The sequence below is a fragment of the Enterococcus diestrammenae genome (genome assembly GCF_049384045.1).
Lineage (GTDB): Bacteria > Bacillota > Bacilli > Lactobacillales > Enterococcaceae > Enterococcus_C > Enterococcus_C diestrammenae.
The window spans coordinates 13,565-31,492 of sequence record NZ_JBMRGR010000010.1 but is presented as its reverse complement, the minus strand read 5'-3'; the positions used below and the strand labels follow the sequence as shown (position 1 = coordinate 31,492).

Here is a 17,928-nt window from a genome sequence, read left to right as displayed (position 1 = left end):
GGTAACGAACTTTTTTTACTTTAAATCTGGTTTTTTGCCACTAAGGAAAAGTACGGATATGTTTGGTAGGCTAGATAAAATGGTCGCTCCTGGTAGGCCAGGTAACAAGCAAAACGCGATTTGTAGGGCTCCTGATCAATCAACTGCCGCGCTTCCGCAAGGCTCACCCACTCCGTCTCAGCATTTTCATCGGAAGGGCGAATCTCTCCTGATAGATAGCGACAAGTAAAATCAGCGACAACCTTTGTGGGAACACGCGTAACACCATTGTAACCCGGATGTGAAGAGAGATTTGATGAGAGACAATACAGCCCCTCTCCCCTCACAGGCAAACTACTTGTCTAAATCAACAACAACAGCGCGACGGTAACAAAAATCGGTAATAGGTAACACGTCATTGTCTTCAATCAGGCGAGGTGCTCGATAATAACTAGCCATCGGTAAAAAATCCAATAATGTCATTCCCGTGGGTTCGGTGATATCGAGTTTAAGAAAACTTTCGGCAGTTATTTCATAACGATGCAAACGATCATCCACCAACACGCCAAACATATTTTCATCACGTAAGTAACGTCGAACTTGCCGTCCCCAATAGGAATGATCATGGTCCAACTCATTGCCCCATCGAAATAAACGCCGCGTACCTGCACCAACTGCATACTCCCACTGATCTTCTGTCAGCAAAGTAAAGCCGTTTTTTCTGAGGGCTTTTTGCAAATCTCTTTGATTATCGGTAAATGTCTGAAACACATAGTAACAGTCCATCTCTTGGGATAACTCAATATAAAAATTTTCCCCGATTACCATTTGATCTGGCAAGTTTTGACTAAGACTTTCTTCAAAAGTTTTCGGCGGTGCAAATAAGTGACGCACTTCCTCTTCAATTGGTTGAAAACGTTCCACTTGACCAGTAAACTCACCAGTTATGGTATCTAGTGAGCCGATGTAACGACTTCCAACAGGCATAGGGTATTTTTCCACTAGCATCGGCGGAATTGCGACTTTTCGCAAAGGGGTCGTGTGCAAATTGATATAGTGGTCCCACTGTTGGCTAGTGACTAAGCCGTATTCTTTAATTAATTGTTGCGTTTTTAGCGATTGTTCTTGTGGGAAGGGTTGACTCCAAGTATTTGTCGCCAAACCTTGCACTCCGAGATCCCAACCTAAAATGGCTTCATTGTTCCCTGGGATAAAAATAAAGGGATCCCCATCAATTTCTAACTCAAAGGTGGCGCACTTCACTCCTCCCATATCAAATTCTCGTGCTTGAATATTGGTGACCAGCTTCAACGGGCTGACAAAATACATCAAAACCTTTGCCAACACTTGCCGTTTCGTGGTTTCAGTCAAATTTTTCCAGTTACTCCATTCCATCATGTCCATAGTGTTCATGCGGTCGTCCCCTTTTATCTGCAAGTTGCTTTTGTTATCATTAAGTATATCATGATTCGAGGTGATGCGTTTGAAAAGCGTCCGTTTTGGAAACCAACCCTGGATAAGAGCAGCTGCTTTTTACTTGCGGTATCAAGTCTTTGTAGAGGAACAAAAAATTGATCCTAAACTGGAATTTGATGCTTTGGATACCAGTGATCGTTGTTATTTCGTAAGTTTTGTAGCTGATCAGCCGGTAGCCACCATCCGTTATCAAGCATTTGCAGAAGACCCCACAGCCATTCAGCCAGATCGATTCTGTGTGGCACAAGAATTTCGTAATCAAGGGATTGGCTCAGATTTGCTACGAAGATATGAAGAGCATGCAAGACACGCAGGTTTCCTTCGTAGTATCTTGTCCGCAGAGCTCAGTGCCCAGGACTTTTATCTGAAAGCTGGGTATTCCTCGGTTGGCGCACCTTTTGAGGAAGATGGTATTTTGTGTGTACGAATGATCAAAAAGTTAACCAAAAATAACTAAGCCGCAAAATTTCTTTGAGAGGGGGCAATTCTAGAATCCCGACTTAAAACCTACTTCCTATTTTAAATTCCAGCAATAGCTGGGAATCTTTTTCTGATTAAAAGAACTAAAAAAACGGAACCCTCTTCGCTAAGGACTAACTGCCTAGAGAAGAGGGTTCCGTTTGTGGTATTTATTGAAAGAAAAACACCGAAACCTTAGCCTTGGCTAGAGTTTTTCTTATGCTTTCGAGCACTACGCTGTTCTTGACGACGTTCGACCTTACGTTTCTGACGGTTATTTTCTTGGACGGCTCGTTGGATTTTTTTCTTGTAACCTGGTTTAATTTTTTTCTTTTTCTTTTTCACTAAACCAATCATCGTCGGATCTAGTTCAACACGACTTTTCTCTCGTTTTTTACGGCGATTACGGTCATAGCTGTCGACGATTTCATCATTTTTAATTTCTTTAGGCTCAAAGGTAATTCCGAGTTTTTCCAAAGCAATAATCGCTTGTTCATCGGAAGGATCATACAAAGTAATCGCGGTACCCGGCAACCCATTACGGCCAGTCCGCCCCACTCGATGAATAAAGAATTCCAAGTCATCAGGCAATTCCGCATTGATCACATGAGAAACCCCTTCGATATCAATCCCACGAGCAGCTAAATCGGTGGCTACAACATATTGAAAGTCCATATTTTGTACTTGCCGCATTACCCGTTTACGCTCACGGGGTGAAATGTCTCCATGAATTTTCGCTACTTTTAAGCCTTTCCCCTTCAAAAAGTCGGTAATTTCGTCTACCCGTTGTTTCGTATTGGCAAAAACGATGGCTAAATAAGGATGGCCCACTGTCAACAATTGGTAAATTTGCTGCTCCGCTTGCCGGCCTTTAGTCGAAATTAACCAGTTGTCGATTGTTTCGGAAAGAATCGCTTTCGGTTTGATTTCTTCAATTATTGGATTTTCTAAATATTTCCGCAAAAATGGTCGTAACTTTTCCGGAATGGTGGCTGAAAAAACCAATATTTGAAGCTTTTCTGGTAAGCGACCAGCAATCTGGTCAACTTCACTTAAAAAACCCATATCTAATGTCATATCGGCTTCATCCACCACAAATGCTTGGGCCGTATGGATATCGAGAGCTTGTTCATTTAGCATATCCAAGATGCGTCCGGGAGTCCCAATGACAACATGTGGTTGCTGATGTGTGAGGCGCTCGATTTGTCGTTGTTTATCAGTACCACCGACAAAATTAGTCACCCGAATTTCCGGGTTTGCAAAACTGGCGATTTGACGAGCTGCTTGGTAAATTTGTGTCGCCAGCTCTCGACTTGGGGCCGTGACCACTAGTTGAACTTCTTCTCGTGTGGCATCGATTTGGTCCATCAGTGGCAGTAAAAAGGTATGGGTTTTACCAGTCCCAGTTTGGGATTGGCCCACGACACTCTTTCCTTTTTGAATTAATGGAATCAATCGTTCTTGGACTTCAGTTGGTTCGCGAAATCCTAACTCTGTTAATGCTTCTTGAATAAACGGTTTAAAATGAAATGTTTCAAAGGTCATTTATTCCACCTTCTTTCTATGGCAATCCTTGCGATTATAGCACAACTGCCATGACTTTTCTAATATTGGAAAAAAATTTTAGCTCAGATTACTCAGCAAAACTATCATTCTAGCATGATAATTACTTGAATGACGATTACTTGGGTACGACCGTACTAAAAACATAGGTCTTGCTGGCATTTTCATAAAATAGTTGGCGTTTACGGCGTAGGAAGGACCAAACCATCACCAAGAAGAAAATTCCCGTAATCAGAAAACCGAAAACAACGAGACCGGTACTAATAAAGATCAAATAGAGATTTTCACTTTTCAAAAAAGGAGCAATTCCTTGAAAAATATGGCTATAGCCACCGTAGAAAAAATACAGTATCCCATACCGTTTTAAAAGGGCCGTGAATCGAATCCGTTTCCTCCCCACCTCGGCGACTTGAATTTTGACGATCGCCTTGCCGAGAGTTTTGCCATTGGTCAGCCAAGGGATACAGACGAAGTAGAGGAATACTTCCAGAAGATACCACCAGAAGGTATTGGTAATCTCTGTTCTTTGGCCAGTACCTATCGTGATACCAAGAGTGACGAGGATATCAACACCTCCTAAAAAGAGCCAGTCCAAGCCAAATGCCACCAGCCGCCGCACCAAGGTAACTTCTTTGCCTCGTTGGTATGCCGTTTCTGCCAGTTTTTCATTAGATGGTAGCAAGAAAGTCAGCAGCGGTTCCAGCCAGAAGCCAATCAAACCACCAAGGGTATTATGCAGCAAATCGTTGACATCAAATAAGCGATAGGAACGCGGATAAATAAAATACAAACCAGTGAGTTGAGTCAGTTCAAAAAATAAAGACAAACAAAAACTAGCTAAGACAATCTGGTACCAACGTAGCTTAGTCAAATACCTTAAAAAGACGCCAAAGGGAATCAAAATCAAGATATTAAATGCCGGCTCCAAAAATACGCTTTGTTTCATGGCCGGCAAATAAGTGCTAGGGTCTTTGATATTCAACACAGTTTGCTCCATAAAATGACGGAGTGAAGCACCAAGGGAGAGCTCCATTGAAGGCCCTGTCAGTTGTGCGACGGCTCCTCTTGATGGTAAAGGTAAGATTACCAGTAAGTATGCACACAAAAGATAAAAAACAAAACTATACAAGACCACTCCTCGAAAAACGAGAAAGCTTCCGTATTTTCGGTATTCATAAACAAAGAAAATAGTTGAAATTGCTAAAGCTAAAAAAGGAAAAATCAATAACGCTGTTTTTATAGGTTCGATATAAGCCGCCAAAAAAGCCACTCCTCCCATTCAGATATTTTTCATTTTATCAGAAATACAGTATGATAGAGACAAAGGAGGTGCCAAAAAATCATGTTGAATCCCTACTTTGCTTTCGGTGTACCGGTGGGTCTCTTACTCATCTACGCCATCTTTGCAATTATTCGCAAAAAAACGAAGATTCATTATCTTGGTTTTGCTTTATTTATTATTTCGGGTTTTTTGACCGCATTTTGTTTGCAAGTCATCCAATATGCCTATCACGAAAGCGCCCTTACCAGTGTCGCTGCTTTGGAAGAAAGCGCCGGCTACCCACTTTGGTTGTTGTTTATTGGTTTTGGCATTGGCTTGTTTTTGGTCCTCATCAATCTCGTGCGGGCGTGGCGTCGAATTCAAAAAATCCGCAACCAGACGTCAGACCATCGCAACTAAATACCCATCTATTCTAAATTATGATCCGGACAGTTCATTTTTCATGAGCCGTTTTTTTATTAAGAGAGCTAAAGAACTTATAAAAATTCAGCTCCAAAATGGCTAATGGTTCAGGAATTAAGTGGCAAACCATGCCGTCATTTTGATGTCATGAAAAAGATGAAATTTAGCGACCTAGGAATTGATATGCTGATAGTTAGACCAAAAAATGCCAAATACAACGCAATTTGTCATTGCAAGTTCATCTTAGCGGTTTCTACTTTGAAATGACTCTATGCGTAGTGCTTTTATTGCCATCTCAATCTTGAAAGCTACTATCGTATCGATCCTACTAGGTTAAAATTCATCGTGTTCAAGACCTCCTACCGTTCTTCTAAGCGACTTTAAAGAAACTTTTTGAAGTTTTTTTAAAACCTTTTTAGCGGGGTACGATACCCTTCATAATCCCAGTAAAAAATCCGAGCCACGCAATCAGTGGTCCGGATTTTTTCAATCTAGAAATTCATAATAGTAGATATCGATACCATTTTTGGCAGTCAACTTATCCAGAGTCGCCAGCTCCAAGAATAAATACCCTCGATCTACTAGCAAGTACTTATTTTCCTCTAACGCTTCCTCAATATAGGGAAGGATTAAATTCTCATCGCCTTCTTGATTGCCCCGCGTACCGAAAATTTCTCGAAAAACCCGATGGTCCGTCAACAAAAAATATTCATGGTCGTATTTGTAGACTGCGACACGGTATTCTTTTTTAGGAAAGTGGCCTTCAATAGTAAAAAAGCACTCACCAATGTGGGGCAGGACTGATGCCAGCTGATCTGGCTTCAACGCCTGTTGATAAAACATATACCTCACTCCTTGTTGAGCCAATTATAAAAGAAGTTTGGTAAAAATGAAAACAATAGGATTTTTCACTAATCTTTTCTTAAAGATCCCACTCTTCGTAAAATTCCGCTAAAAAGGTCTCCATAAACGCTTTTCTTCGCTGTCCTTCTTTTTTCCCATAAGGCGTTTTCATCAAGTCAACAATACGGTACAATTTTTCGTAAAAATGATTAATAACCGTGGAGTCCTCCCGATATTGAGCTTTACTGGTCAATTTTCGAGGAGCAATTGTTGGATCGTGAAGAATGCTGCCATGAGAACCACCATAATAAGCTGTACGCAAAATTCCGATTGCTCCCAAAGCTTCTAACCGATCGGCATCTTGAACAATTTGCCCGTTGATGGTCAACTCGGCTGCCTTTCCAAAAATCTCTTTAGAAAAAGACAAATTATCCATGATAAAGATAATTTCTAAGATTTGGGTACTGTCAACACCAATCATTGTCAAATACTCCCGCAGCTCTTCCAAAGCGATTTCCGGACTAGCAACAACTTTGTCATCGATAGTATCGTGGAGATAAGCAGCGGCTAAGACTACAAACTCATCCACCGCTGGATCCCCCAAATCAGCAATAATCCGCTTTGCCAATTGGGCGACGCGTTTCGCATGGTCAAAGCCGTGACCACTGCCATCGTGAGCCAAGCGTTCTTTAGCAAATTGGATCACTAGTTCAAGCTCTTTAAACATGTTCAATCACCTGCACTTGGTAGACTTCAAAATATAGCTCCTGCAAATAATCTAGCAGGTACTGCGGATTTAACGTTTCACCAGTCGCGTCTTTAATTATTTCTGAAGGGGTCTTGCTCGCTCCAAAACGATGGACTTTTTCTGTCAACCATTTGCGAATCGGCGAGTAATCATCCGTAGCTAAGACAGTGGCAACATCGATCGTTTCTTGCATCTTATGATAGAGCTGCGCAGCATACATATAGCCCAAAGCATAAGATGGAAAATAACCAAACATTCCGCCTGACCAATGAACGTCCTGAAGAATACCGGTCAAATCATCCGGCGGGGTAATCCCAAGATATTCTTGGTACTTCTGTTTCCAAACCGCTGGTAACTCATCGACAGTTAAGGTACCGTTAAATAACTCTTTTTCGATTTCATAACGAATAATGATGTGTAGCGGGTAAGTCAGACTGTCCGCCTCAATTCGAATCAAACTAGACTGGGAGTGTTTCATGCCCCGATAAAAATCAATAAACGGAAGATCATCAAAGACCCCTGCTGCACATTCTTTAAAAAATGGGTATTGCTTTTCCCAAAACTGACGACTGCCGCCGATGATTAACTCATTAAACAAAGATTGGGATTCATGGATTCCCATTGAGGCACCTTCGTGAACCGGGGTATACTCGTATTTCTCAGCGATATTTTGCTCGTAAATCCCATGACCGGCTTCATGGATAACTCCAAAAATCGCCGTCATAAAGTCTTTTTCCCGCCAGCGAGTCGTAATACGGACATCGTTGTGATTGATCCCGGTAGCAAAGGGATGAATGGTGTCGTCCAAGCGGCCACGATCAAAATCATATCCCAGCTCTTCAGCAACTTTCGTGATAAATTTTTGTTGTCCACTTTTTGGCATTTTACGAGTAAGAAAGTCTTTGGCGGGGGCTTGCCCTTTTCCAGCTAGAGTTGCCCGAATCGCCATAATTCCTTCCCGCAATCGATGAAAAACTTGATCCAATTCCGCTGTAGTTAAGGAAGGTTCGTATTGATCCAGCAAGACATCGTAGGCATTGGCTTGTTCTTTTTTCTGATAGCGAATCAAGTCTTTGGTTAAGCGAATGTTGTCGGCTAAGGCATCCCGAAACAAGCTGAAATCATTGGCTTGGCGGGCCTTAGACCAGGCACCATGCGCTTTGGAAACCGCTTGGGAATACGCAGTCATCACATCTTTAGGCACCGCTTGATTCAATTCATACTCTTTTTTCACTAAACGGTAAGCCGCTTGCCCTACTTCTGAAAGGTCTTCTGGGTGTTCAGCAAAATAATCAAGGGCTTCAGCGATCTTAGGTCCCGTCGCTTTGTCAAAATATAAGCCACTTAGATAACCATCCACCTCACTGCGATAGTCTTGTGCTGCATCAGGCATCCCCGTTTGTGCGTCCCATTCTAAGATTGACATCGCTTGCTTTAACAGGTCCAATTCCTTCAGCTCTTGCAAAAAATCTGCTTCTTTCACATCGATAGCCTCCTTTTCTAAGGTCAATTATTCCGCGGATTGTGATCGTGGCGTCCGAGGTGGTCGTGTGCCCCAATATTGGAAGAAGTCGGTTCGTAATGCGCCATTGTAAAGTTTGCGTTTTTTAGTCGCTTTGGCACCGTAAAATTCTTCAAATTGTAAATCGCTAGTCAAAATGTATTTGCTCCAAGTGCTTAAGGGTTTGAAGGCTTGGCCCATTTGCTGATAAAGTTCTCTGACGGTTTCTGCTTCGCCCAAACGTTCGCCATAAGGGGGATTGGCCACAATAACCCCGTATTCTTTCTCGGTAGTAAAATCTTTGACCGCTTGCTGTTTGAACGTAATGGAATCGCCTAAGCCAATTTCATCTGCATTGGCTTGGGCGATTTCAATCATTTTACCATTGATATCAAAGCCTGAGATATCCAGTTCCACGTCATAATCTGCTTTTTCTTCTGCATCTTTACGAACCGTTTCAAAAATACTGTCACTAAACCAATCCCACTCTTCGCAAGCAAAGCTCCGATTGAAGCCAGGCGCGATATTATGCCCCAGCAAAGCGGCTTCTATACAAAGAGTCCCGGAGCCACACACTGGATCTACAAAAGGGCGATCCTTGCGCCAGTTAGTCAACATCACAAGGGCAGCAGCCATATTTTCTTTCAAGGGAGCCCCCCCTTTTTCCAGACGATATCCCCGTTTAAATAAACTTGGACCAGTCGTATCTAAAGTCACCATCACATGATCTTTCAACAGGGCCACTTCCAATTGAAACAAAGCCCCCGTTTCTGCTAAGGGCACATTGGCTGGTCGATGGTAGTAGCCACGAAGCCGTTCCACGATGGCTTTTTTAGTAATCGCTTGGCAATCTGGAACACTATAGAGTTTTGATTTTATCGATTTTCCTGCTACTGGAAAACTCGCATCCAAAGGTAAAAAGTCTTCCCAAGGCAAAGCTTTAACTTTTTCAAATAATTCATCAAAGGAATAGGCATCAAATTCGCCAACAACGATTTTGATCCGATCGGCAGTTCGCAACCAAAGATTTGTCGTGGCAATCGTCGCCATCGTCCCTTTAAACCGTGCTCGACCATTCTCGACTGCACATTCAATGCCCAAGTCTCGAAGTTCTTTTCCTACCAAAGCTTCTAAACCACTGGCAGCTGTGGCCACCAATGAAAATTCTTGTTGTGTATTCATTTATTTTCTCCGTTCTATTGTTTCTTTTGTGACTTGGATGATTCGTTTTTGAAGAATCTATTGCTAAGAGTGCTTCTGATTTCTTAATTCGCAAAATCGACAGGCTCATAACTGTTTCGAAAATAGAAACAATTATGAGCCTGTCGACATTCCCTGAAAGACTGTGATTTTCTGTAAGCCATGTTCTGTCCAATGACTGCTTCAGGGAAACAGCCACTTGGGCAATCATCTATCTGCAATTGCTTGCCTTCTTGTATTCGTTTAATTCCGTCAAAGAAGCGCCCCTACCATTGTTTGGGTTGCTCGCTCGAGGGGTTTACCGCGTTCCACCGTCGCTGTTTCCAGGCGACGCTTCGTCACTGTGGCACTTTTCAAGGATACTAGTCCATGGCCGAAGCTTTAGGACGTTTTCCTGCCGTTACCGATCACTCGGTACCCTGACTTATGGTTTCGTCAGGCACGAACACTACCAGCATCTCAGCCGGTGCGAGCATGGACTTTCCTCAGCCCGGTCAAGCCGGACCGCGATTGCCTGAAAATCACAGCAGTCATTGTTTGGTTAGAATTGACGGGTCCGCTCGTTATCTTCGGAATTTTCGTCATTTGAGTAGTTAGCGGCATTGACTGATGAGCGAGTGACGCTAGCAGCAGGTGTTTCCGCCACTTTCACAGTCGGTGCAGCATTGTCTTGATCTAATTTTTTGCCAAAAACCTCTTTTTCCAAATTAGAAAGACGTTTCAAAATGTCAAAATTCGTAACAGTTTGACTCTTTGGCGCTTCTTGTGGCACTCGTGGTGCTTGTGTAGTGCTCTTTTCTAATTGTGCAACCCGCGCTGTCAGGCGGTCATTTTCTTCTTGTAAAGACAACATTTCACGATTGTAGCTTTCATAATCTTTAATGATATTGTCCAAGAACTCATCGACTTCAACAGGATCATAGCCCCGCATTTTGGTTTTGAATTCTTGTTGCAATATGTCTTTTGGACTATAATTCAAGTTTGCCATATTTATCTACACCTCATCCGCTTATTGAAAAGATTCCTCTTTCCTACCTATTTTATCAAAAAACCGCGATAAATCAAACACTATCCATCCGTTATTGCATTTTGTAGGTCGTCCATCGTAATTTTATCTATTTGATAAGGAAATTTTTCAGAAAAATGGCTAGCATCTTTTAAAAACCATTGGGGCTTGCCAGGAAACTCCTCATCATACAAAATCAAAGCACCACCTGAATGGCTCAACAAAAACTGGGTATGGTTTTTTAATTGGTTGGGATTTTCATACGGCTGATGACTAGTAGCCTCGACAAAATCCGCTTGTGCTTTAATTTCCGTTAAGAGTGCGGCATTTTTTTCCTTCCATTGGCTGCCGTATTCTAAAAAGGGGAAAATAATCCCAATTTTAAAATCCGGATAATCCAAGCGCAGCTGATAAGCCACTTGGGCGCCCCATAATTCCACGCCAAGATTTCCTCCAATCAATAACCATTCCAAACCGTTCTCCAAATAAGCGATGAGCCGGTCTTTTACCACTTTCTTAATAACTTCAATTTTAGGGTCGTTTTCTTGAAAAATCCCCAACTCATAACTTCGATAGCCAGTCAGAACTAGCGTTTTAATCGTCTCATCCATGGTTCTTTTTTCCTTCTTCATGGGTTTTTGGTATAATAATGCCGCAAGGAGTGTGAAAAAAATGGTTTTTAACTACCCTGATGGGCGCAGTTTTCAAAACGCACCTACACCTAAGAATAACCAAGTCACAAAAGAAAAGCAAATTTCCCAACAATCGACTTCTAAGCTCAAAACCACGGGGACTAAACCATTCACTACGACGAAGGGCTCAGCTTCTACCGTAAATTTTGGCAACCGGGGTATGCGCTTTGAAGAAGCCATCAATGAAAGCAACACCTATTATCTCACCCATAAAATGGCGGTGGTCCACAAAAAGCCAACCCCCATCCAAATCGTCAAAGTTGATTATCCTAGACGTAGTGCTGCGATGATCAAAGAAGCCTATTTTAAAGAGGCCTCGACCACGGACTATAACGGGGTTTATCAAGGACGTTATTTAGATTTTGAAGCGAAGGAAACCAAAAATAAGGCTTCCTTTCCTTTTAAAAACTTCCATACTCATCAAATCACCCATATGAAAGCTTGTCTTGAACAAGGGGGCCTTTGTTTTGTCCTCTTATGGTTTTCCAGTTTAGAACGTTGCTTCTTTTTAGACAGCAGGACCCTGATCGCTCATTGGGACCAACAAAAAGCAAACGGAAAAAAATCACTACCTTTAACTACGATTGAATTAGAAGGAATCGAAATTACCCGAAAAATCGCCCCCCGCATTCCCTATCTGGAAGCGGTGGATCATTACTTGAAAAAGGAGGCCCTCTAAATGGCCAATCAAGAAACTCCCTCACGGCTCACCCGTCGCAGCCAGCAAACTGGGAAGCCAAAGAAAACTGGTGGCTCCAAAAAACCGAAAAAATCCCAAAAAACACCTATCAGTAAGATTATCCTACGGGTTTTTGTCAGCCTTTTTGTCTTAGGTTGTTTTGCGTTTTTAGGCGGAGTGGGTCTCTTTTGGTTTTATGCCAAGGATGCCCCCAAGATTACTGACGACCAGCTGGATGCTTCCGCCTCCTCCACTCTTTACGCGGGTGATACCGCAATTGCCGATTTAGGCGCTGAACGGCGAGAAAAAATCACCGCTCAAGAAATCCCCCAATTGTTGGAAGATGCCATCGTCTCAGTCGAAGATAAACGGTTTTACAAACACGTCGGTGTGGACCCCATTCGCATCGTGGGTTCGGCCTTATCCAATGTCCGCAATGGTGGTATGCAAGGGGGGTCGACTTTGACCCAGCAACTGATCAAACTCTCATTTTTCTCCACTAAGGCCAGTGATCAAACGTTAAAACGAAAAGCCCAGGAAGCCTGGATGGCCGTGCAATTGGAAAAAGAGAAATCCAAAGAAGAAATTCTGACTTACTATATCAATAAAGTGTACATGTCCAATGGTTTATCCGGAATGGAGACTGCCTCTGAGGCTTACTTTGGCAAAACACTCTCTGAACTCAATCTAGCCCAAACAGCTTTATTGGCGGGGATGCCACAAGCGCCGGAAAGTTATGATCCTTATCGTCACCCAGAAGCTGCTAAAAAACGTCGTAACATCGTTTTGCAGACCATGTTGGAAAATGAAAAAATCACCCAAAAAGAATACGATGATGCTATCAAAATGGATATTGCATCGGGGCTGATTGATTTTCAACGAGAAAGTCAATCTTGGGCTAAATATGATGGCTATGTCAAAGAAGTCATCCAACAAGTCAAAGACCTCACCGGTAAAGATGTCTATACTGACGGTTTAAAAGTTTACACAAATCTTGATTTGGAAGCCCAAGATCGCCTCTACGAAATCGTCAATAGTGATGACTATGTCCAATACCCTGACGAGGACATGCAAGTTGCTGCCACCGTAATGAATACTGATAATGGGAAGGTCATCGCCCAAATCGGCGGACGCAACATTGCTTCGGATGTGGTGTTGGGGACGAATCTAGCTGTCAATACCGCACGGGATTTCGGTTCGACGATGAAGCCTTTAACAGATTACGGGCCAGCCTTCGAGTATTTAAAAAATTCTACCGCCGATCGGATCGTCGATGAGCCTTATCAATACCCTGGTACCGATATTGAGGTTCGTAACTGGGATGGACAATACTTTGGTGATATCAGCCTGCGTACCGCCTTGGCTTATTCCCGGAACGTCCCTGCAGTAAAAACCCTTGATGAAGTAGGATTAGACCAGTCGAAGAAGTTTCTGTCAGGTTTGGGTATCGACTACCAATCGATGGAGTATTCCAATGCGATTTCTAGCAACACCATCCAAGAAGGCACGAAATACGGTGCCTCTTCCGAAAAAATGGCAGCAGCCTACAGCGCTTTTGCCAATGGTGGTACCTATTACAAACCCATGTATATCTCAAAAATTGTTTATCAAGACGGTTCGGTGGAAGAATTCCAGTCAGAAGGCAAACGCGCGATGTCACCTGGGACGGCCTATATTATCACGGATATCTTAAAAGGAGTCATTTCAGAGGCAACCGGAACCAACGCCCAGATTCCTGGGTTAATCCAAGCCGGGAAAACCGGAACTTCCAACTACACTGATGATCAACTTGAAAAACTAGGAACTACAAGCGGTGTCTATCCCGACATTCTCTTTTCTGGTTATACTCCAGATTATGCAATGGCCGTTTGGACCGGGTACAACAATATCATGACCCCGGTCACCAACCAATCCAATCTGGTTGCTTCCTCTGTTTACCGAGAATTGATGTCTTATATTACTAGTAACATAGACGTCTCGGATTGGGATATGCCTGATGATTTGGTCCGCTACGGTGGGGAATTATACTTTAAAGATACCTATGTGGCCCCTACCCCTTCCGTCTCTGTGACGCCATCAAGTAGTAGCACCTCCGAAGCAAGCTCTACAACTACTGAAAGCACCACGGAAAGCAGTACCACTGAGTCAAGTACCGCTAGTTCTACCAAAGAAAGTGAAAGCACCTCTAGTTCTTCAGAAGCTAGCAAATCCAGTGAAGAGTCAAAAGCACCGGAGTCTTCCACCGCTCCGTCTAAGTCCAGTGAACCTTCACAATCCAGCGAATCCCAAGAGACCGCTCCGTCTACTAGTGAAACCACACCAGAGGAATCCGCTCCAGCTCCTTCCGATAGCTCTTCACAAGCTCCGGAAGAAAAAGCTGATGCTGCTGACAAGAATTCAAAAAACGAAACAGATAGTATTAAATCAGCAGCTTAATTACTCAATAAAAGCCACCTTTCTCGCAAGCTTTATCAGCTTACATGAAAGGTGGCTTTTTAGGTTATGCATATCAGGCAAGACTTTCTTATTTGTAACGTTAAGCTTTTACGAGAGCAAACAGCGGTCCAACCAGGTTTCCTGCTTCCACAAAAGCACGTCGATATTTTCTTTTGAGGAAGCGGGCGACCAGTGTCTACTTCGCCACTGAATGAAAGTTCTCACCATCATAACGCACTTGCAGGCGTTGCTGACCATCCATGCACATGAATAATAACGGACAACCTTGGCATTTGGGACTGCGAGCCAGACAATGGTAGCGGCCGAAGAAGATGATACGATGGTGAGCAGTTACCCAAGAATCTTTTGGTAATTTTTTCATCAACGTTTCTTCTACTTCCAGCACACTGGCTTTTTGCTTGCAGATTCGCAGTCGTTTTGAGACCCGTTCCACGTGGGTATCCACCGCAATAGCTGGCACACCAAAAGCATCTCCTAGGACGACATTAGCCGTTTTCCGCCCCACCCCTGGTAATGACATCAAGGCTTCCCGGGTTCTTGGCACCTCTCCACCAAAATCTGTCAGCAGTTTTTCTGCGCAAGCTTTGATATTTTTGGATTTGTTACGATACAAGCCGATTGTTTTGATTTTGGCCATAATATCTTCTAAGGGGGCTTGAGCTAAGGCTTGGGGCGTGGGATAAGCTGCGAATAGTCCGGGTGTGGCTTTGTTTACTCCGACATCGGTCGCTTGAGCAGACAAAATTACCGCAATTAGCAGCTGAAAAGCATTTTCATGTACCAGTTCCCCGTGGGCCTCAGGAAACATCTCTCCCATAATCGCCAAAGCTTGTTGTGTTTGGGCTTGATTTAGCATCGACTTCAGTCCTCCTTGAAGGGATTGTGTAATGTAATCGGTGGCAACTGTTGATCATCAGCGGTGCCAGACCCTTGACTGACTTCCGCTTCTTTTTGCAACAACGCCATTTTGCGCCGAGCTTGTTCGTTGGTAACGGCTTCTTTTGTTTTGATATTTTTGCTTTCCCAATTCAGTAAAATCCGGTCGATATAGCTTAAGCTGCGGGCTTGATGGGTCACCGCCTCTTTTAAAGCCAAGCGAACCAGCTCCGGATCGTAGTGATCTTCATCTAGCCAGCCAGCAATCCGCTCATACTCTAATGGGGATAAGGGGCGTCCAAATTCCTGTTCGAAAATTTGATACAGGTGACTGACTTGATCTTCTTTACTAGTAACTTCTGCCTGAGCGGCATCAGCTTGTAGAATTGTCGTTAATTTTTCATATAGCGGCGAAAAATCGTAGCTATCCGTCTGGCGCCCTTGGCTGTCTTGGGCTGTAACAATTTGCAAGACTTCTTTAGCGACCACTTGTTCTAAAAGTTTAAAAACTTGCGCTTGAGACAATCCCATCTGTCGAGCAATCTGATCCAAGTCGGGAAAAGTCTCCCCTTGTTGACTGTAACTATTTAATTCTAACCAAAAGACCAATTCTTCAGTGGTTAAACCTAAGCGGTGATAATGTTGCAATAGCAGTCGCGAAACAGTCATCTGACCAGCCTGTAACCATTCTTTTACAAAATCCATACTTCTCCTTCTTTCCCCTACTTCATTAAAAGTCTAACAGAAAGACCCCCATTAGCCAAAAAGAAAGACAGAAGTTCCCACCTCTGTCTTCCCTAGATTTTAGTTAGATACAGCAGCGATGATTTCCACTTCAATCAATACATCTTTTGGCAAACCAGCAACTTCTACCGCTGAACGAGCCGGTAGTTCATTATCAAAAAACGCCCCATAGACCTCATTAAACTTGGTAAAGTCGGCAATGTTTTTCATAAAACAAGTTGTTTTTACTACCGCATCTTTGGTCAAATTTGCAGCCGTTAAAATCCCTTCGATGTTGGAAAATACTTGTTGGGCTTGGCTTTCGATATCCGTCCCCACGATTTCACCAGTTTTTGGATCTAGGGGAATCTGTCCCGAAGCAAATAGAAAGCCGTTGACAATCTTACCTTGTACATAAGGGCCAATGGCTTTTGGTGCTAGATTGGTTTGAATCGTTTTCATTGAATTACTCCTCTTTTTGGCAATCTGGACATAAGCCATAAACCTCAAGGCGATGCTGGCTAATGTCATACCCCGTCAAGCGCCCGGCTGCCATTTCCACATCTTCTAACCCAGGATAATAAAAGTCCTCGATTCTGCCACATTTTTTACAAATCGCATGGTAATGAGGTTGGTCCGTAAAATCAAAGCGACTAGAAGCATCGCCATAATTCATTTCGGTCACCAAGCCCTTATCCACTAATAAACGCAAATTATTATAAACCGTCGCAACACTCATCCCGCTAAAGCGGCTTGCCATTTCTTGATAGATTTCATCAGCTGTTGGATGATTATGGTGATTGGCCAAATACTCCATGATGGCATAGCGTTGTGGGGTAATACGCACCTTGTCCTCTTTCAGACGCGTGATTGCTTCTGCAACCGTTAGATGCTCCATCGAATTGGCCTCCTTTACAAAATTTCTTCTTACATAATACAAGATAATCCTTGAAAATTCTAGCTGATTTAATGAAATGCAAAAAAACCTCAATAATTTGCAATCAAAAGGCTATTCTTTGTCAAACTGATACAAGGCTGTAGACAGATAGCGCTCCCCATTGTCGGGTACAATTGCTAAGACTTTCTTGCCCGCACCAAGCTTTTGAGCGACTTCAACTGCAGCCAAAATAGCTGCGCCGGCCGAAATACCAACTAAAAAGCCTTCTTCCATACCGACTTTGCGTCCCCAAGTCAAGGCGTCCTCCCCTTTGATGGCAATCACTTCATCGTATACCTTAGTGTCCAACGTTTTCGGTACAAAACCCGTCCCAATTCCTTGGATTTTATGGGGGCCGGGTTTACCACCTTCTAAAACAGCTGACTCAGCAGGTTCTACTCCATAAATTTTAATCTCAGGAAACGCCTTTCGCAATACATGTCCCACGCCGCTGAGAGTGCCCCCAGTCCCAATTCCTGCCACGAAGGCGTCCAACCCAAGTTCATTAAAGTCCGCTACAATCTCTTGACCAGTTGTCTCTTCGTGAACGAGGGGATTCACCGGGTTTTCAAATTGCAAAGGCAAGAACCAGCCCTTCTCAGCAGCTAATGTTTCAGCTTTTTTGATGGAACCGCCAATTCCCTCCGCACCCGGCGTTAAAATCAGCTCTGCACCATAAGCTTGCATTAATTTACGTCGTTCAATACTCATGGTGTCCGGCATGACGATCACCACTTTATAGCCTTTAGCGGCCCCCACCGAAGACAAACCAATTCCTGTATTGCCAGAAGTGGGTTCTATGATGGTATCACCAGATTTTAGCTTGCCAGCTTTTTCCGCAGCTTCAATCATCCCTAAGGCAATCCGGTCTTTTACAGAACCCCCGGGATTGAAAAATTCCAATTTTACATAAACATCCGCCGCCCCTGCCGGAACGAGGTTGTTTAACTTCACTACGGGAGTCTGACCGATTGTTGCTAAAATTGATTCATGAATACTCATTCGCTATTTCCTCCTCTTTTAATGACAACTCGTTTTTTATCTATAGTTATCATAACGAATTCCCAAGATTTATGCCAGTATTCCCTTTTCTCGCGAGGTTCAT

Annotated in this window: 18 protein-coding genes and 1 other RNA gene; 4 read left to right on the top strand and 15 right to left on the bottom strand. The window is 43.2% G+C overall.

Features of this window, described 5'->3' with window-relative positions:
• Nucleotides 1-333: 333 nt before the first annotated feature.
• Complete coding sequence (locus ACO03U_RS08295) at nucleotides 334-1,392, bottom strand: DUF7278 family profilin-like fold-containing protein (RefSeq protein ID WP_204686887.1); 1,059 nt, start codon at nucleotides 1,390-1,392, stop codon at nucleotides 334-336.
• Nucleotides 1,393-1,456: 64 nt separating this feature from the next.
• On the opposite strand from ACO03U_RS08295, the gene ACO03U_RS08290 reads away from it, so the two are divergent.
• Nucleotides 1,457-1,912, top strand: coding sequence for a GNAT family N-acetyltransferase (locus ACO03U_RS08290; protein WP_423104577.1), 456 nt, complete (start codon nucleotides 1,457-1,459; stop codon nucleotides 1,910-1,912).
• Between the two features lie 197 nt (nucleotides 1,913-2,109).
• Here ACO03U_RS08290 and ACO03U_RS08285 read toward each other — a convergent pair whose 3' ends face one another.
• Together ACO03U_RS08285 and ACO03U_RS08280 are read right to left on the bottom strand one after the other, a co-directional pair.
• Nucleotides 2,110-3,459 (bottom strand): DEAD/DEAH box helicase, encoded by a 1,350-nt coding sequence (locus ACO03U_RS08285; RefSeq protein ID WP_204686886.1) that lies wholly within the window; start codon nucleotides 3,457-3,459, stop codon nucleotides 2,110-2,112.
• 136 nt (nucleotides 3,460-3,595) lie between these two features.
• Complete coding sequence (locus tag ACO03U_RS08280) at nucleotides 3,596-4,738, bottom strand: VanZ family protein (protein WP_204686885.1); 1,143 nt, start codon at nucleotides 4,736-4,738, stop codon at nucleotides 3,596-3,598.
• Nucleotides 4,739-4,819: 81 nt separating this feature from the next.
• Between ACO03U_RS08280 and ACO03U_RS08275 the strand changes: the two genes are divergently transcribed.
• A complete protein-coding gene (locus tag ACO03U_RS08275; protein WP_204686884.1) occupies nucleotides 4,820-5,158 on the top strand; it encodes a hypothetical protein in 339 nt (112 codons plus the stop codon).
• A 489-nt stretch (nucleotides 5,159-5,647) separates the two neighbouring features.
• On the opposite strand, the gene ACO03U_RS08270 is transcribed toward ACO03U_RS08275, so the two are convergent.
• The 7 genes from ACO03U_RS08270 to ACO03U_RS08240 form a co-directional block, all read right to left on the bottom strand.
• On the bottom strand, nucleotides 5,648-6,004 hold the full coding sequence (locus ACO03U_RS08270) for a hypothetical protein (RefSeq protein WP_270789389.1): 357 nt from the start codon (nucleotides 6,002-6,004) through the stop codon (nucleotides 5,648-5,650).
• 79 nt (nucleotides 6,005-6,083) lie between these two features.
• On the bottom strand, nucleotides 6,084-6,731 hold the full coding sequence (locus ACO03U_RS08265) for an HD domain-containing protein (RefSeq protein ID WP_204686883.1): 648 nt from the start codon (nucleotides 6,729-6,731) through the stop codon (nucleotides 6,084-6,086).
• Complete coding sequence (locus tag ACO03U_RS08260) at nucleotides 6,724-8,235, bottom strand: carboxypeptidase M32 (protein WP_204686882.1); 1,512 nt, start codon at nucleotides 8,233-8,235, stop codon at nucleotides 6,724-6,726. Before ACO03U_RS08260 ends, ACO03U_RS08265 begins: the two co-directional genes overlap by 8 nt.
• 27 nt (nucleotides 8,236-8,262) lie before the next feature.
• A complete protein-coding gene (locus tag ACO03U_RS08255) occupies nucleotides 8,263-9,435 on the bottom strand; it encodes a THUMP domain-containing class I SAM-dependent RNA methyltransferase (protein WP_204686881.1) in 1,173 nt (390 codons plus the stop codon).
• A gap of 169 nt (nucleotides 9,436-9,604) precedes the next feature.
• An RNA gene (gene rnpB / locus ACO03U_RS08250) (RNase P RNA component class B) lies at nucleotides 9,605-9,975 on the bottom strand.
• A 19-nt stretch (nucleotides 9,976-9,994) separates the two neighbouring features.
• Complete coding sequence (gpsB, locus tag ACO03U_RS08245; RefSeq protein ID WP_204686880.1) at nucleotides 9,995-10,441, bottom strand: cell division regulator GpsB; 447 nt, start codon at nucleotides 10,439-10,441, stop codon at nucleotides 9,995-9,997.
• An 80-nt stretch (nucleotides 10,442-10,521) separates the two neighbouring features.
• Entirely contained in the window at nucleotides 10,522-11,070 is a 549-nt protein-coding gene (locus tag ACO03U_RS08240; protein WP_204686879.1) for an SLOG family protein, read from the bottom strand.
• 61 nt (nucleotides 11,071-11,131) lie between these two features.
• Here ACO03U_RS08240 and recU point away from each other — a divergent pair, with 61 nt between their 5' ends.
• A complete protein-coding gene (gene recU, locus ACO03U_RS08235; RefSeq protein WP_204686878.1) occupies nucleotides 11,132-11,830 on the top strand; it encodes a Holliday junction resolvase RecU in 699 nt (232 codons plus the stop codon).
• Nucleotides 11,831-14,266, top strand: a complete 2,436-nt coding sequence (locus tag ACO03U_RS08230) for a transglycosylase domain-containing protein (protein WP_204686877.1) — start codon at nucleotides 11,831-11,833, stop codon at nucleotides 14,264-14,266.
• 196 nt (nucleotides 14,267-14,462) lie between these two features.
• Here the strand turns inward: ACO03U_RS08230 and nth are convergent, their stop codons facing one another.
• The 5 genes from nth to cysK all read right to left on the bottom strand — a co-directional run bounded on the left by nth (nucleotide 14,463) and on the right by cysK (nucleotide 17,825).
• Complete coding sequence (gene nth / locus ACO03U_RS08225; protein ID WP_161870434.1) at nucleotides 14,463-15,143, bottom strand: endonuclease III; 681 nt, start codon at nucleotides 15,141-15,143, stop codon at nucleotides 14,463-14,465.
• Between the two features lie 5 nt (nucleotides 15,144-15,148).
• Nucleotides 15,149-15,868 (bottom strand): DnaD domain protein, encoded by a 720-nt coding sequence (locus ACO03U_RS08220; protein WP_204686876.1) that lies wholly within the window; start codon nucleotides 15,866-15,868, stop codon nucleotides 15,149-15,151.
• A 99-nt stretch (nucleotides 15,869-15,967) separates the two neighbouring features.
• Nucleotides 15,968-16,348: a RidA family protein gene (locus ACO03U_RS08215; RefSeq protein ID WP_161870436.1), complete on the bottom strand. Its 381-nt coding sequence runs from the start codon at nucleotides 16,346-16,348 to the stop codon at nucleotides 15,968-15,970.
• A gap of 4 nt (nucleotides 16,349-16,352) precedes the next feature.
• Nucleotides 16,353-16,784, bottom strand: a complete 432-nt coding sequence (locus tag ACO03U_RS08210; protein ID WP_161870437.1) for a Fur family transcriptional regulator — start codon at nucleotides 16,782-16,784, stop codon at nucleotides 16,353-16,355.
• A gap of 111 nt (nucleotides 16,785-16,895) precedes the next feature.
• Entirely contained in the window at nucleotides 16,896-17,825 is a 930-nt protein-coding gene (gene cysK / locus ACO03U_RS08205; RefSeq protein WP_204686875.1) for a cysteine synthase A, read from the bottom strand.
• Between the last annotated feature and the right edge of the window lie 103 nt (nucleotides 17,826-17,928).